Origin of the sequence: Modicisalibacter muralis (assembly GCF_900102945.1) — a bacterium.
Lineage (GTDB): Bacteria > Pseudomonadota > Gammaproteobacteria > Pseudomonadales > Halomonadaceae > Modicisalibacter > Modicisalibacter muralis.
The window spans coordinates 95,823-109,920 of sequence record NZ_FNGI01000007.1 but is presented as its reverse complement, the minus strand read 5'-3'; the positions used below and the strand labels follow the sequence as shown (position 1 = coordinate 109,920).

14 protein-coding genes are annotated in these 14,098 nt (G+C 61.4%); 2 read left to right on the top strand and 12 right to left on the bottom strand.

Annotated elements, in window-relative coordinates; all coding sequences use genetic code 11:
* Positions 1 to 2: 2 nt before the first annotated feature.
* The 4 genes from BLR92_RS12855 to BLR92_RS12840 all read right to left on the bottom strand — a co-directional run bounded on the left by BLR92_RS12855 (position 3) and on the right by BLR92_RS12840 (position 5,911).
* Positions 3 to 1,001, bottom strand: a complete 999-nt coding sequence (locus tag BLR92_RS12855) for a FecCD family ABC transporter permease (protein ID WP_089729186.1) — start codon at positions 999 to 1,001, stop codon at positions 3 to 5.
* Positions 995 to 2,092 (bottom strand): ABC transporter substrate-binding protein, encoded by a 1,098-nt coding sequence (locus BLR92_RS12850; RefSeq protein WP_089729185.1) that lies wholly within the window; start codon positions 2,090 to 2,092, stop codon positions 995 to 997. Before BLR92_RS12850 ends, BLR92_RS12855 begins: the two co-directional genes overlap by 7 nt.
* A complete protein-coding gene (locus BLR92_RS12845) occupies positions 2,089 to 3,558 on the bottom strand; it encodes a DHA2 family efflux MFS transporter permease subunit (protein ID WP_089729183.1) in 1,470 nt (489 codons plus the stop codon). Before BLR92_RS12845 ends, BLR92_RS12850 begins: the two co-directional genes overlap by 4 nt.
* Positions 3,559 to 3,751: 193 nt before the next feature.
* The gene (locus tag BLR92_RS12840) at positions 3,752 to 5,911 is read right to left on the bottom strand and encodes a TonB-dependent receptor (RefSeq protein ID WP_089729181.1); all 2,160 of its coding nucleotides are present in this window, start codon (positions 5,909 to 5,911) and stop codon (positions 3,752 to 3,754) included.
* A 286-nt stretch (positions 5,912 to 6,197) separates the two neighbouring features.
* Here BLR92_RS12840 and BLR92_RS12835 point away from each other — a divergent pair, with 286 nt between their 5' ends.
* Positions 6,198 to 8,006 (top strand): acyl-CoA dehydrogenase C-terminal domain-containing protein, encoded by a 1,809-nt coding sequence (locus BLR92_RS12835; RefSeq protein ID WP_089729178.1) that lies wholly within the window; start codon positions 6,198 to 6,200, stop codon positions 8,004 to 8,006.
* 55 nt (positions 8,007 to 8,061) lie between these two features.
* On the opposite strand, the gene BLR92_RS12830 is transcribed toward BLR92_RS12835, so the two are convergent.
* Together BLR92_RS12830 and BLR92_RS12820 are read right to left on the bottom strand one after the other, a co-directional pair.
* Positions 8,062 to 8,457: a hypothetical protein gene (locus BLR92_RS12830; RefSeq protein WP_089729176.1), complete on the bottom strand. Its 396-nt coding sequence runs from the start codon at positions 8,455 to 8,457 to the stop codon at positions 8,062 to 8,064.
* Between the two features lie 428 nt (positions 8,458 to 8,885).
* Positions 8,886 to 10,022, bottom strand: coding sequence for an AraC family transcriptional regulator (locus BLR92_RS12820; RefSeq protein ID WP_340148222.1), 1,137 nt, complete (start codon positions 10,020 to 10,022; stop codon positions 8,886 to 8,888).
* On the opposite strand from BLR92_RS12820, the gene BLR92_RS12815 reads away from it, so the two are divergent.
* Complete coding sequence (locus BLR92_RS12815) at positions 10,014 to 11,216, top strand: MFS transporter (RefSeq protein ID WP_089729170.1); 1,203 nt, start codon at positions 10,014 to 10,016, stop codon at positions 11,214 to 11,216. The two genes, BLR92_RS12820 and BLR92_RS12815, sit on opposite strands and share 9 nt — an antisense overlap.
* Positions 11,217 to 11,512: 296 nt before the next feature.
* On the opposite strand, the gene BLR92_RS12810 is transcribed toward BLR92_RS12815, so the two are convergent.
* The 6 genes from BLR92_RS12810 to BLR92_RS12785 all read right to left on the bottom strand — a co-directional run bounded on the left by BLR92_RS12810 (position 11,513) and on the right by BLR92_RS12785 (position 14,098).
* Positions 11,513 to 11,776: a hypothetical protein gene (locus tag BLR92_RS12810; RefSeq protein ID WP_089729168.1), complete on the bottom strand. Its 264-nt coding sequence runs from the start codon at positions 11,774 to 11,776 to the stop codon at positions 11,513 to 11,515.
* A 68-nt stretch (positions 11,777 to 11,844) separates the two neighbouring features.
* Complete coding sequence (locus BLR92_RS12805; RefSeq protein WP_089729164.1) at positions 11,845 to 12,354, bottom strand: hypothetical protein; 510 nt, start codon at positions 12,352 to 12,354, stop codon at positions 11,845 to 11,847.
* On the bottom strand, positions 12,351 to 12,680 hold the full coding sequence (locus tag BLR92_RS12800) for a hypothetical protein (RefSeq protein WP_089729162.1): 330 nt from the start codon (positions 12,678 to 12,680) through the stop codon (positions 12,351 to 12,353). Before BLR92_RS12800 ends, BLR92_RS12805 begins: the two co-directional genes overlap by 4 nt.
* A gap of 3 nt (positions 12,681 to 12,683) precedes the next feature.
* On the bottom strand, positions 12,684 to 13,154 hold the full coding sequence (locus BLR92_RS12795) for a hypothetical protein (RefSeq protein ID WP_089729160.1): 471 nt from the start codon (positions 13,152 to 13,154) through the stop codon (positions 12,684 to 12,686).
* Positions 13,155 to 13,163: 9 nt separating this feature from the next.
* A complete protein-coding gene (locus BLR92_RS12790) occupies positions 13,164 to 13,541 on the bottom strand; it encodes a hypothetical protein (protein WP_089729158.1) in 378 nt (125 codons plus the stop codon).
* Positions 13,542 to 13,552: 11 nt separating this feature from the next.
* Positions 13,553 to 14,098, bottom strand: a complete 546-nt coding sequence (locus BLR92_RS12785; RefSeq protein WP_089729156.1) for a hypothetical protein — start codon at positions 14,096 to 14,098, stop codon at positions 13,553 to 13,555.

Below are 14,098 nucleotides of genomic sequence, written 5' to 3'. Positions count from 1 at the left end.
GATCAGGCCTGCTTCCTGCGCGCCAGATAGATGAAGAAGGGCGTGCCGATCAGCGCGGTCATCACCCCCACCGGGACACCTTGGGGGGGTATCAGAAGGCGCGATGCCACATCGGCCAGTAGCAACAGGCTTGCGCCCAGCAGGGCACAGGCCGGCAGCAGCCAGCGGTGGTCGACGCCAAAAACTCCCCGCGCCATATGCGGCACGATGAGGCCGACGAAGCCGATCATGCCGGCGAGCGCGACCGAACTGCCGGCGAGCAGAATCACCACCAGGCCCAGCAACAGCTTGATTGTGCCGGCGCGCATGCCGAGGCCCTTGACCATGTCATCGCCCAGCAACAGGGCATTGGCGTGCCTGACGAGCAGGGTACACAGCAGCAGGGCGGCGCCGAAGAGCGGCAGCAGCGGCACCACCAGGGACAGCTCCCGTCCGGACACGGAACCGGCCAGCCAATAGAGCACGCTCTCGAAGCTCTGCCGGTCGATAATCAGCAGGCCCTGGCTGAACGAGACGAACATGGCGGTGATGGCCACCCCCGCCAGGACGACCCGCAGCGGCGACAACTCCCCCTGGCGACCGCGACTCAGCACTACCACCAGACAGGCCGCGACCAAGGCCCCCAACAGCGCCGCCCAGACATATTCGGCCGGTGTATGGAGGGGCAGCAGCGATACCGCGATCACCACGAAGAACATGGCCCCCGCGTTGATTCCCAGGATGCTCGGCGAGGCGAGGGGGTTGCGGGTCATGGTCTGCATCAGGGCGCCGGCGATGGCCAGGCTCGCGCCGACCAGCGCGGCGATGACAGCGCGTGGCAGGCGCTCCGTGCGAATGATGATATGCGCGACCCGGGCGGGATCGTAGTGCAACAGCGCCTGGGCGAAGGTCGGCGGGGCGATATCCGTGGTGCCCAGCATGACACTCGCCACGAAGGCCGCCGCGACCAGCATCGCGCCGAGCAGCAGTCCCAGGACCCGTGCAAGACGGCCACTCAGCATGCGGCTGGCTCCTCGTCTCGAGCGTGGGATACCCGGGACACCTCACCGGCGCAGGAAGGGGTAGAAGTGGTAGACGCCGCCGGCAATGAAGCCGTTGTTTCGGCCGGCATCTCCAGCGCAGGCGTCGCATGCTCTCGGTAGGGGTCGTCGAGGCTGTAATGGGTGTAGAGATCATCCAGCATGGCATTGGCGGCCAGGATGCCGCCGCCCATGATCCAGTTCACCGCATCCACTTCGAAGACACGCTCGTTCCTCACAGCGTCCAATCGCTGCCAGAGGGGATGAGAGCGCCAGTGCCGGTAGTTCCGGGTGATGGCGGGGTCGTCCGGCTCCAGGATCACGAAGATCACATCGGCATTCATGACCGGAATGTTTTCTTCGCTGGTCAGCTTCATGCCCCAGCCTTGGTCCTGCACGGAATCCGGCTGTTCGAACCCCAGCTCGTTCAGGATGGAGCCGGCGAATCCCGTGGAATAGATGCGGACATGATCGCTCTTGAAGCGGATCACGGCGGCCTTCTGCGGCCAGCCGTCGCCCAGCTTGTCGGCAATTTGCCGGCGAAAGTCCGCCACGCGGTCGTTCCAGTCCTGCATTAACGCTCGGGCGCGAGACTCTCGGCCCGTGGCCTCGGCCATCAGCGCCAGGGTAGCCTTGAAGTCGAAGACGCTGCCGGTGGCGACCGTCGGCGCGATCATCTCCAGCAGCGGCCTGATCCGCTCATGACGAAAACGCGTGGCAACGATCAGGTCCGGGTCCAGCCAGGCCACCTTCTCCAGGTTGGGCTGGGTTTCCAGGCCGACGTGCTCGACGTCGGCGAGCGCGTCACGCAGGTAGCGATACATGGGCTTTTCCAGCCAGGAGTCGACGACGCCGACCGGCATGATGCCGAGCGCCACCGCGCTGTCCGTCGCGCCCTGGTAGAGAGTGACGACCCGCTGCGGTGTGGCGGGAATATGCGTGTCGCCGAACGCATTGGCGACGATGCGCCCGCCTTGAGGGGCGTTCGCGACGAGGGCAGCGGTGGACGCCACCGGCATGAAAGACACCAGCAGCGCCAGCCACAGGCGTCGGGCCTGGGCATGAGTCTTCATTCCAGCCTCCTGGCGGATGCTATCTTCAAAGGGGGCTCGAGCGATGTAGCATCGCTTGGCGGCGTGGGACGCTGCCGTGTCACGGCTTGGCCCAGCCGCCATGCCAGCGGCAGGCAGAACACGGCGATCGCCGCCAGTGCCAGGAAGGCATGGTGAAGGGCGGCGGCGCTCGCCTCAGTATAGGGAATCCCTCGATGCAGTGCGGCATTCACGACCATGTCATAGTAGATGGAGAGTGCGACGATGCCGAGCGAGGATACCAGGCGCCTCGCCATGTTGTTCATGGCCGAGGCCTGGGCGACGCTCTGCTCGGGAAGGTCCTTCATGCCCATGGTGGTGGCAGGCAGATAGGCGCAGCCGAGGCCGATGCCGCGCAGACCCATCCAGGCCCCGATCATCCACACCGGCGTGGCCTCCGTCAGGGTGCCGAGCCCCAACAGGCTGGCCATGGTGACCATCAGCCCGGCACCGATACACCACTGTGGCGGGTAACGGTCGATCAGCCGTCCCGCGACAGGCGAGCACGAGGCGGCGGCGAGGGCGGTGGCCAGAAACACCAGACCCGTGGTCAACGGGCTGAATCCTAACGCATTTTGCATCCATAGCGGTACCAGCAGAATACAGCCAAACAGGATGATCGACTGCAGGCAGGCCAGGATGACGCTGAGGCGATACCCCCGATGGGAAAACAGCGACAGATCGAGTAAGGGCGTTTGTGCGCGTCGCTCGACGCGCACGAAGAACACAAGCGCCAGGAGACCGCCCGTGAGCGGGAGTAAGGCCTGAAAGCGCAGGAGATCCGCCAGCGTTTCTGCTCGGCTGAGAGAGAACAGCACCGCGCCCATGCCCAGGGTGATCAACGCAAAGCCGGGCAGATCGAACTGACGACGGCGACTGGAAGGTTCTGCCGAGAGATAGCGATAGCCACACAGCAGCCCCAGCAGCGCAAACGGCATGTTCATCAGAAACAGCGCCCGCCAGTGGCTGATCTCGAGCAACAGCCCGCCGACACTCGGGCCAATGGCCGGCGCGATCATCACGGCGAAGCCCCAGGTTCCGCTGGCACGGCCTCGCTGGTCGCTGGGATAGGCAGAGAAAATCAGCGACAGGGACAGAGGGATCATCAGCCCCGCCGCAACGCCCTGCAGCCCACGCGCAAGGATGATGCCGGCGAGACTCTGGGCCATGGCGCCGAGCGCGGAGCTCGCCAGAAACCCCCACAGGCCCAGCAGATAGATTCGCTTGCGTCCAAAGCGGTCGGCCAGGTAACCGGTCAGTGGCATGGTCATGCCCATGGTGATCATGAACAGCGTCACCACCCAACTGACATCCGTGGCGTCGGCATCGAAGACCACCATCAGTTCGGCCACGGCAAGGTTCAGGGCGCTGTTATTGAGGCTGACGGTAAAGGTGCCCAGCAGCACACTGGTCAGCACCTTTCCGCCATGCGCGGAAGCATTCGGCATGGATACTCACGTCGTAGGGCACAGGGGGCGTTTGCCTGGCATAACGCCACTGTGAAATGCGTCATGGGGGGCAGGATGGTGACATGATGCAAAAGTTAATGCAAATCGTTATCAATTACTGGGGCTGCGATGAGCTAAAAAAGCGGCGCCCTGGGGCGCCGCTCAACAAGCCTGATCGATCGAACGTTTCGCCTTAGAAGTCGACCTGATAGCCGACCTTGAAAGTGCGTCCTCGGCCCTTGAAGTACAGGTCGTCTTCAAGTGCGGCCGACTGGGGGAACGATTGTGAGTAGTAGGTGAAATAATCCTCGTCGGTGAGGTTCTCGATGCCGAAGGTGGCACGGCCGACGGGTAAGCGATAGGCCAGCGAGGCGTCAATCAGGCCGTAGCCGCCGAACTCCAGATCGGGGTCGTCGAAGCTGCGGTCGAAGTAGCGGCTGTACTGCAGGTGCGTGGACAGTTTCTCGGTCCAGGCGGCGCTCCAGGCCAGCTTGAGCGTATCCGGGGCGATGTCTCGGCCCGTCAGCTTGGTGTCCACGCTGCCGTCGCCGTCGCTATCGGACTCGCCCTCGGCGTGGGTGTAGGTGAGTCGCAGCTGGTGGGCATCGCTCACTTGGGCCTCGCCGGTGATCTCGTAGCCCTGGATCTCGGTCTTTTCCCGTTCGACCCGGTAGACGCCTTGGGCATCGGGCTCGATTCGCTGGCCGAGGTCGGAATTCGACTCGTAGTAGCTCAGCTCGAGGCCATAGCGTCCCCAGTCGAAGCGCGCGCCAATCTCGCGGTTGTCGGTGACGATAGGGGAGAGGTCGATCAGGGTGTCGACGTCTTGGCCGGGGGTGCCGACGCCGCGCAGTACTCGGCCCACGTCCGGCATGCCGAAGCCCTCCGAGTAGTTGGCGTAGAGCTGGGCCCAGTCGGTCACCTGATAGACCAGGCCGGCGTTGAACAGGGTCTCTTCGAAGTCGGGAGAGCCGCCGTCGACACTGACGTTGTCTTGAGTGACGTTGCTGCGGTCGATGGTCGAGAAGTTGTCAACATCGAGCTCGGCATATTCCTGGCGCACGCCGGTATGCAGGCTCAGCGAGTCGGTCAGGTCATAGTCGCCCTGCAGGAAGACGGCGTAGTTGCGGAACTGCGTCTCCGGCACGTAGGCGCGGTCGGTCTGCACCAGCACCTGGCTGGTCTCGTTCTGCAGCACGTCGAGGCCGGTGGTCAGTGTCAGGCGGTCATTCAGCAGCCCGTCACGACTCAGGGTGAACTTGCCGCCCAGCTTGTCGGACTCGTTGCGGGTCTGATCGTAGAGGGTATTGCCCGCGCCGTCTGGATAGGGGAAGGAACCGAGGGAGGTAGTGCCGAATTGGGCACGAAAACGTTGGCGGTAAACCTGCATGTTCACTTCGTTGCCGAACCAGTCGGCATGAGAGTAGGAAAGCTGTGCCATGGTGACCTCGTTGTAGCTCGTCTCGCCCTCCGGGTCGCCCTTACGCGCCGTGGTCGGGACGCCGGCGGCACGATCGCCGGGCACCGGCACGTAGTCGTCGTCAACTTCGAGGTAGAAATGATTGAGGGAGAACTCGATATTCTGATTGTCGTCGATCCAGTAGCCGAGCTTGCCGAAGAGATCGTAGTTAGTGGAGTTCTGTATTTCACCATGGTAGGCCATGCCAACGATTTCGTCGTTGCCGTCGAAGTATACCCCGCGCTTCTGGCGGCTGACGGCGGCCAAGTAATCCCAGTCGCCGCTCTGGCCGCTGATGCTGTAATCCAGTTCGTGACCGAAGCCCTCGGATTCGAAGTCGTCTCCGCTGGTCAGGCTGACTCCAGCATGTTGGTTCACCGTGCCGCTCTCGGCGCTCTTGGTCACATAATTGATTATTCCGCCGGTGGCTCCCAGGCCATGCTCGGCGCTGGCGCCGTGAATCACCTCGATGCGCTCGACCATGGAGAGATCGATGGTATAGCTGTCCCTTCCGCCGTCGCGCAGCGAGTTGGTCTGGGGCACCCCGTCCACCAGGAACAGCGGCGAGCGACCGCGGAGGGTCTCGCCGCTATTATTGAGCTTTTGACGGCTGGGCGAATAGGAGGGGATTAGATTGCTGAGCACCTGACCGGGGTCGCTGGTGATGGCCAACTGTTGTTCGATCTGCTCGCGGGTGATGATGGTCACCCTCTGGGACGTCTCACCGACAAGACTCTTGTTGCGGGTGGCAGTCACGACCATCGGTGACAGTTCGTTGTCGGCGGCCTGGTAACCGGTGGAAGAGGTGGTTTGGGCCAGCGTGACCGTAGGCAGGGTCGTGCAGAGGACGGCGGGGAGCATCCAAGCTGTGTGGCGTTTTTTATGATGTGGCATGAAAAGAAATTTCCCTTGTGCAGATCCGTAAAAAACTCGAATTGGTCGCTTTGAAGACGTACCGATGAATTCTTGTAATATCGGCAAACGCGCAGAAGATAATGATAATGTTTGTCATTTGCAAGTGATAATGGGGCATATTCATAGAAACAAGGGGTAAGCTGTCTTGGTTTCAGCCGGCTTTGGCATGTTATGCAGCCATCATTCGTCTAAGGATGATGACGGAGATGCGGAGCTAGGCTATATTCAAGCAAGCGTTTGAATCATCGTTTCGGGAGACCACCTCATGGCCAGTTACCAGGCGCCGCTGCGCGATATGCGTTTCGTGCTTAACGAAGTCTTCAAGGCTGGCGAGGAGTGGGCATCGATGCCTGGCACCACCGAGGTCACGCCCGACCTGGCCGAAGCCATTCTGGAAGAGGGCGCGCGCGTCACTCGGGCCGAACTGTTTCCGCTCAACCAGAGCGGCGATGCCGAAGGCTGTCATTTCGCAGCGGGCAAAGTGACCACACCCAAGGGTTTCAAGGAGGCGCTACGCACCCTGGCCGATGGCGGCTGGTTCGGGCTGGGTGGCAATCCCGAATTCGACGGCCAAGACCTGCCCAAGATGCTCACCGTGGCCTTCGAGGAAATGCTCTACGCCACCAACGCCAGTTTCGCGCTCTACCCGGCCTTGAACACGGGAGCGGCGCTGCTGCTCGATCATCACGCAACTGATGCCATCAAGCGCACCTATTTGCCGAGGATGTATGCCGGTGATTGGCTGGGCAGCATGTGTCTGACCGAGCCGCACTGCGGCACCGATCTGGGCTTGATCAAGACCCGCGCGGTGCCCATTGACGGCGACTCAGGCTATGCCATCACCGGCAGCAAGATCTGGATCACCGGCGGCGAGCACGACATGGTCGATAACATCGTCCATCTGGTGCTGGCCAAGCTACCGGATGCCCCCGCGGGAACGCGCGGCATCTCGCTGTTTCTGGTGCCCAAGCGCCGTGTCGATGCCAGCGGTGAACTCGGCGAGGCCAACGGCGTGGTCTGTGGTGGGCTGGAGCACAAGATGGGCATCAAGGGCAGCGCGACCTGCGTGATGCACTTCGAACAGGCGCAAGGCGTGCTGATCGGCGAACCGCACCAGGGCCTGGCTACCATGTTCACGATGATGAACTACGAGCGGCTGTCGATTGGCATTCAGGGCCTGGGACTCGGCGAGGTGGCCTACCAGAGCGCGCTGGATTTCGCCCGCGAACGCCTACAGAGTCGCGCGCCGCAGGGCGCCGTCGCCCCCGATAAACCCGCCGATCCGATCCTGGTACACCCCGACGTGCGGCGCATGGCCTTGAACGTGCGGGCCTGGAACGAAGGCGGGCGGGCCTTTGCGGCTTACGTGGGTAGCCAGCTCGATCGTGCCAAGTTTCATCCCGACGCCGAGATGCGCACGGATGCCGAAGCGCTGGTGGCACTGCTCACGCCAATTGCCAAGGCGTTTCTTACCGATCGTGGCTTCGATGCCACGGTGGAGGCCCAGCAGCTCTATGGCGGTAACGGCTACTGCGTGGAGTGGGGCGCCGAGCAGTACGTGCGCGATGCGCGTATCGCCATGATCTATGAAGGCACCAACGGCATTCAGGCGATGGATCTGGTGGGCCGCAAGCTCTACAAGAACGCCGGCGCCCATGTTGCGCGTTTCGCGGCGGTGGTGCGTGAGGACCTGGGCAGCCAGGCCCCGGTGGGGCTCGAAGACTTTCATGGGGCCTGCCAGCGCGAGCTTGCACGACTCGAGGAGGTCACCGCCTGGCTGCTCGATCGCGCTCAGCAGAGTCCCGAGGAACTGGGCGCGGCCGCCGTGGATTATCTCAACCTGTTCGGCTACGTCGCCTATGCCTGGATGTGGTGGAAAATGGCGCGTGCGGCACAGGCAGGGTTGGATGCTAGCGGCGCGGCGGGAGAGAGCTTCTACCGCGCCAAACTGGCAGTGGGTCGACACTTTCTTGCACGCATGCTGCCCCGCAGCGAAGCGCTGGCGCGTCAGATAGAAGCCGGTGCCGAGCCGCTGATGGCACTACCGGAAGACGCGTTCTACCCACGCGGGTGATTGGACCGATCACGGCCTCCCGATCGATACGCAACAGCGAAGGCGCCGCTCGGGTTCAGGCCCGCGCGGCGTCTTCGGCAACCATACGCTTGTGCATGACCAGCGGCTGGAGCAATTCGAGAACGCTTAAATAGTCCAGCAGGCTATCGGAAATCAGTATGAAGAATTGTGCCTTGGGGTCGGCATTCACCTGGACCAGATAACGAATGCCCTCTAAGGCCTCCTTGAAAGGGCTTGCGAGCGTGAATCCAGGGATCGGCGAGTAGACCGTATAGGTGTCGGCGATGGTTTCGTAAGGGGTGTAGCCGGCATCGGCGAGAAAGGCATCGAGTGTCGGCGTCGACGAATAGAACTGGCCATGTAGCAACTCGCCATGCGTATTGCATTGCTTGACCAGTTTGCCGTCGCTATGACGGTACACACCGCAACCGGGTACATCATCTCTGAACATGAACGGCACTCCTATCAGGCATCTTTCCGATACCGCTAATACAGAGTGTAAAGCGCGCCGGTGAGGCCACAAACAGTCTGCTAAATGAATAACGGCTGATCCGGCGATTCCTTAAATTTCATGAGAAAAATGGTATTTCGTTCGGTCGGAAAACCTTCCATGCTCAATTTGTGTACTTTTGTAAAAACGTGGAGGTTGTCATGGCTAAGCGAAGCTTTAAAATTGCTCCCGCCACCACTCGGCCCGGTGCCCAACTAAGACAGCCGGATTACTGGGTCCTGATGGAGACCACCGGCGGAAAGGCAAAGGAAATCAATCGTTTCCAGAGTTATCCCGAGGCAATACAGGCCAATTGGGCACTCTGTAGCGGCCAGCCGTTGTAGATCGAACCATGTTGTCTTGGTGTGCATACTTGGCGTGGCCGAAAGTTACATTTCGGTCACGTTACTAGTTGGCATTGCTTGCTCATTTTCAATGAGGGGCGGAATCCCGGCTGTGCGAACGGCTCCCGGCGACTGGCCAGTGACGCGTTTGAAGGCACGGCTGAAGGCAGCCTGTGAGCCGTACCCCAATCTCTCCGCGACGGTTTCGATCGACAGGCGATCGCGAGCGATCCATTGTGAGGCCAGGCGCATGCGAAGTTCCGTGACATAGCGCAGTGGTGTCGTTCCGGTTATCGCCAGAAAGCGCTCGGCAAACACCGAGCGCGAGCTACCCATCTCCGAGGCGAGGCTTTCCACGGTCCAGTTGCGGCCGGGATCGCGATGCAGGGCGGCGATAACCCGACCCAACCGAGGGTCGCGCAGCGCCTCGACCCAGCCAGTGGCATCGCCACAGCCACATTCGACCCAACCGCGCACGATCGAGGCCGATACCACCTCGGCCAGTCGCGTCAGTATCCCGGCGAAGCCGGCCCGTTCGATCCTTACCTCGCGCTCCATGGCCTCGAGGATTGGCAGAATCTCGGGGTTACGATCGATCAGGGTGCCGACTTGCATCACCTCGGGCATCAGAACGGTAAGTGGGTGCATGGTGCCAAGATCGAATTCCATGCAGCCACTGAAGACCAGGACATCCTTCGTCCGGCAGGTGTCTTCGGTGCAGGCGGCAATATCACTGACGGTGTCGCAGATCGAGGCCGCCTCGAAATGGGTGATATCCCTGCATGGCAGGTCCGGCTCCGACAGGAGCCCGTGTATGCCACCGCGCGGCAGCAGAACCGCGTCACCGGACTCAAGGAGATGCACCGCGCCGCCTGAGCTACGCAAATAAACCGGCCCTTGGGCAATAAAGTGGAATTGCGCTCGGGAGGGGGCCTCGCCGAAACGGATGCCGAAGGGCGGGGCAATTTGCACTCGGTTGTAGTGCAGGCCATACAGCCGCATGCCCATCAGCAGCTCACTGACCAGATCCCCCGCAAGCGGGCGATGGAGAGGCGGTGACAATAAATCGGACGATTGATCAATCATGCAGGAGTTTATGCCATAGATCGTCTGGCATGTCGACTCTATCCTGTTCGCAAAGTGAAAAACACGCTTCTGCGAAAGGATCAATCCATGAATCATCGACACTCACACTCCACGGCTGCGGCCGGACAAAACGCGCCGGCCTGGGGCGCGGTGGTCTCCATGATGCTTGGCGTCTTCGGGATGGTTACGGCGGAGTTTCTGCCCGCCAGCTTGCTGACCCCGATGGCCGCCGATCTCGGTATTAGCGAAGGCCTGGCCGGTCAGGCGGTATCGGCCACGGCGGTATTGGCCTTTGTGACCAGCTTGTTGATCTCGTCAGCCACCCGAAGAATTGACCGACGCTATGTCCTGCTTGGCTTCTCCGTTCTGCTGATCATCTCCAACCTGCTGGTAGCGTATGCCTCCAACCTGGCATTTCTGCTGCTGGGTCGCGTCTTTCTAGGTATCGCGCTCGGTGGTTTCTGGACGATGTCGGCGGCGACCATAATGCGACTCGTGCCCGAGAGCCTGATTCCGCGTGGGCTGTCGATCATGCTGAGTGGCGTTTCGGCGGCAACGATTTTTGCGGCCCCCGTCGGTAGCTATCTCGGCGGCACTATTGGCTGGCGCAATGTCTTTCTGCTGGCGGCCGTTCTTGGCTTTTTTGCCTTGGCCGTGCAGTTCGCAACCCTGCCGCGCATGGCGCCGCGCGGTCAGGCGAGCCTGCGCACCCTGTTCGAGGTGATGGTGCGCCCGCGCATGAAGTTCGGCATGGTTGCCGTGCTTCTGATCTTCAGCGGGCATTTCGCCCTGTTCACTTACGTCCGCCCATTCCTTGAAGATGTTACCGGTGTCGCCGCCACGGGCGTTTCGGCCATCCTGCTAGGATTTGGTGTGGCCAATTTCGCCGGCGCCTACCTCGGCGGCCTTATGCTGGAACGCAACATGCGTCTGACGCTGGCCGTGATGCCATTGGTAATGGGGATCATCGGCTTCAGTCTCGCCAGTACGGGCAGCACTCCAGTCATCGTTGGTGTATTGATCGCCTTTTGGGGACTTGCCTTCGGGACGGTGCCTGTCGCCTGGTCGACCTGGATCACTCGAACCGTGCCTGACGAGGCCGAAAGCGGTGGTGGGCTGTTGGTCGCGGCAATCCAGTTGGCTATCGCCTTCGGTGCCAGCGCAGGTGGCGCACTCCTCAATTTCGGCGGTGTCACCGGCGTTTTCAGTGTCAGCGGTCTTGTTCTTATGCTAGCGGCGCTGTTCATCTCGCTTGGCCTTAAAGCCGAACGAGTTCCCGCCAAGGCCTGATGCCTGAATAACGCATCGCTGAAGATGGGTATGACAAAACGAAGACGCCTCGCTGGATAGCGAGGCCGTCAATCGGATGGGCAGCCGGTCACGATCCGGTCACACCAATAATCCAGTGCGGTGACTCGATGGCCTTCTGAAAACTGGAAAATATAGGTGAATCAACATGGTGCGGATGGGGGGAACCAAACCGGCTATATAAATCAAAGTGCTAGAGTACATTTTGCGGTTTGGTCTACACGTGGGTGTACAAGGTCGACGCTGCTGTCCGTTGCTGGCGCCGATCCGTGCCATCACTATTCTTCTTCTTCAGCCGAATCGTTGCTGGCTCGCATCATCAGAGTGTCGCTGTAAGCGTAGACCTCTGACAAGCGAAACCGCACACGCGCCCCGCGGTCGCTCCCATCTTTGAAACCCTTCGGGCATTCAGGATCGTTTTTTCGCATCCGGTCGAACTCCGTGGGGCTTCGCCCGAGTATCCTCGCCGCCTCGATTCGCGAGATCTGTACGAATCGCGGGTCGACCCAATCTTGAGCGTTTTTTCGTTGGGCGTTCGCCATCTCTTTCTCCTGTGTACCTTCCTACCTGACCGTTGCCGGCCGACTCTCGGACCCCGATATGCAGCAACTCAATCACCTGTGTATCGTCGGCCTACGGGGCCATGCCCGCGACCCGCGCGCCATTTCTGTTCCTGCTCGGCGATGGCGTCCGTGGCTTGCCGTTCCTGCGCCGCTTGCAGCGCGGCGCGCACTTCCGGCGCTGCCATCGCCTGGCGGCGCTGTGCGAGTTCCTGTTGCTGGCGCTTGATGATGCCGGTTGCCACGGCTGCCAACTCCCAGCGATCCACCGGCGTTTCACCGTCGTCGCGCACCTTGCCAAGCCCAAAGCAGCCTCCGCATGGGTTCGCAGCGTTGCCCTTGATATGGTCGGTGCCGGTCCCGAGGCAGACGGGGCAGTCGTCGGCAGCGATCGTTCGCCAGCGCTGACGCCAATCGTCGAGAGTCGTCGCGCTCTGCACGTCGCGGTCGAGTTCGCGATAGACGACCAGCGTCTGGCCCTCGAGCGGCCCGGTGCCCAGTGTCTCGGTGACTAGGGCGAACCGGCCACCATGATCGACGCGGGTATGGGTGGGCTTCACTCTTCGGAATCCTCGTCGCGACACTCTTCGCAGATGCCTTTCTCGACCAGCGGAGACCTGCCCCACAACTCGCATCGCTCGCAAACCATTGGGCTTTCGATCAGCCGGGTCTCGCCATTCAAATCAACACCCTCTTGCTCAGCCAGCCATTCGACATCGCAGGGAAGGTGATCGGCAGCTACATCGATCCACTCAGTGCCGAACCAATCGCGCAGGGTGGAGAAACCTATCTTTCGGGCATCCTTGACGCTGTGCGCGAACGCCAGCGCCGCCCCCTCCTCTGGTCCGGCGTCTCGGTCATATATGGAATAGGCCCTCAGGCTCATGATTCACCTCTTATCATTTGGCCCGGGCAGCAGCGGCGGCATCTGCCCGGATTGGTAGGAGCGTTCGACCTGGGGGAGCATCCAGTTGCCAACCGTGTTGCCGCCGGGTAGCACGATGTGAGCGAGGAACTCCTCTTCAAACATCGTGATACCGCTCTCGACTGCCTCGAGCTTGGCTTTGATAACCAGAGCCAGCGCCCGCCAGCGTTGCCGGCAGGCCTGTTCCCATGCTTTGGCCGCCTGTGCTGGCGCTCGCTCACGTCCGGTCTCGGTGAGCGTGTACTCATCGCTGTTCCGATCGGGCATCGTCAGGTCGAAGCGGATTCTTCTGCCGTGCATCTGGAAAGCCAGCACCGCAGTGCCGCCGTCCCATCCATACATGAACCCGTCGGCCCCGTAGCGAGCTAGGGTCTGCTCGATCTCGGCGCGGCTACGCTCGCTGGAAACCGAGGTGTTTTCGGCATATCGGGTCATGGGCTTCTCCTATGCGGCTGCCCCCTCGGCTTTTCGCAACACGCGCTCCAGATCCACCGCCATGAGTGACGCATCGGTCATCTCTTTACTCGCTGGTCCTTGCTCGATCGCGTAGCAGAGTTGCATGGCCTGATCAGCTAGCGATGGCTTCGGCGAGTACGGATTAAGACCCAGCCTGTCGCGGAGATCCCTGATGGGCTCCGGCACATAACTGCCCCAGCTGTCCTTGACCATTTCCCGATAGCGAGCGGTGAGCGCCTCGGAGGTCGCATCTCCGGCCAACCATTGTTGATCGTCCCCAAGGCTGATCCAGAGGCGACTCAATCGCTGCTCGAGGTCTTCGAGTCGCCGGCTTGCACGAATGGGATTTATCAGATGATTTATCAACGCATTTACTCCTATGTAATCTGATCGGTAATGCCTAGGTATTCCCGCCACGGCACCTTCACGCCGTCGACGAGAAAACCCCAATCGCCACGGTGCGAGCCGGAAATGAACAGGGTATGCACGCCGCCATGCGACACGTCAGCAATGCGATGGAACTGACCGTAGCCGATCCGGGCGGTATCGCCGGCTCGGCGGGTACGCTGCTGACGAGAACGCCGCGCCGGTAGACTGGCGCTGCCCGGCATTACACCCGGCACCTCCTCTAGGTAATCGCCAGCGAGGATGATCGTTCGAGCGTTCCAGGGGTGATCATGAAGGTGCCGGTCGTCGTCCGGCTGCTGGATGTGATGCACGCGAATCGAGATCGGGCACCAGCGATGCCGGGGCTGGCGCGTCTCGTAATCGTAAGGATTAAATAGCCAATGGCGATCCATATAGACCTCGCCATCTTTCACGATGGGGAAGTAAGGCGTGCGATGCGCGCGGGCGATTAGCCAGCGGGCGATGGGTGGCCAGGCCAGCAGCGTGGCCAAGATATTCCAGAGCAGGTTTCTCAT

What these genes read in the sequence shown, in the direction of transcription:
- BLR92_RS12855 (WP_089729186.1), bottom strand. Translation starts at nt 1,001, where the DNA reads ATGCTGAGTGGCCGTCTTGCACGGGTCCTGGGACTGCTGCTCGGCGCG.
- BLR92_RS12850 (WP_089729185.1), bottom strand. Translation starts at nt 2,092, where the DNA reads ATGAAGACTCATGCCCAGGCCCGACGCCTGTGGCTGGCGCTGCTGGTG.
- BLR92_RS12845 (WP_089729183.1), bottom strand. Translation starts at nt 3,558, where the DNA reads ATGCCGAATGCTTCCGCGCATGGCGGAAAGGTGCTGACCAGTGTGCTG.
- BLR92_RS12840 (WP_089729181.1), bottom strand. Translation starts at nt 5,911, where the DNA reads ATGCCACATCATAAAAAACGCCACACAGCTTGGATGCTCCCCGCCGTC.
- BLR92_RS12835 (WP_089729178.1), top strand. Translation starts at nt 6,198, where the DNA reads ATGGCCAGTTACCAGGCGCCGCTGCGCGATATGCGTTTCGTGCTTAAC.
- BLR92_RS12830 (WP_089729176.1), bottom strand. Translation starts at nt 8,457, where the DNA reads ATGTTCAGAGATGATGTACCCGGTTGCGGTGTGTACCGTCATAGCGAC.
- BLR92_RS12815 (WP_089729170.1), top strand. Translation starts at nt 10,014, where the DNA reads ATGAATCATCGACACTCACACTCCACGGCTGCGGCCGGACAAAACGCG.
- BLR92_RS12820 (WP_340148222.1), bottom strand. Translation starts at nt 10,022, where the DNA reads ATGATTCATGGATTGATCCTTTCGCAGAAGCGTGTTTTTCACTTTGCG.
- BLR92_RS12810 (WP_089729168.1), bottom strand. Translation starts at nt 11,776, where the DNA reads ATGGCGAACGCCCAACGAAAAAACGCTCAAGATTGGGTCGACCCGCGA.
- BLR92_RS12800 (WP_089729162.1), bottom strand. Translation starts at nt 12,680, where the DNA reads ATGAGCCTGAGGGCCTATTCCATATATGACCGAGACGCCGGACCAGAG.
- BLR92_RS12795 (WP_089729160.1), bottom strand. Translation starts at nt 13,154, where the DNA reads ATGACCCGATATGCCGAAAACACCTCGGTTTCCAGCGAGCGTAGCCGC.
- BLR92_RS12785 (WP_089729156.1), bottom strand. Translation starts at nt 14,098, where the DNA reads ATGAGAAACCTGCTCTGGAATATCTTGGCCACGCTGCTGGCCTGGCCA.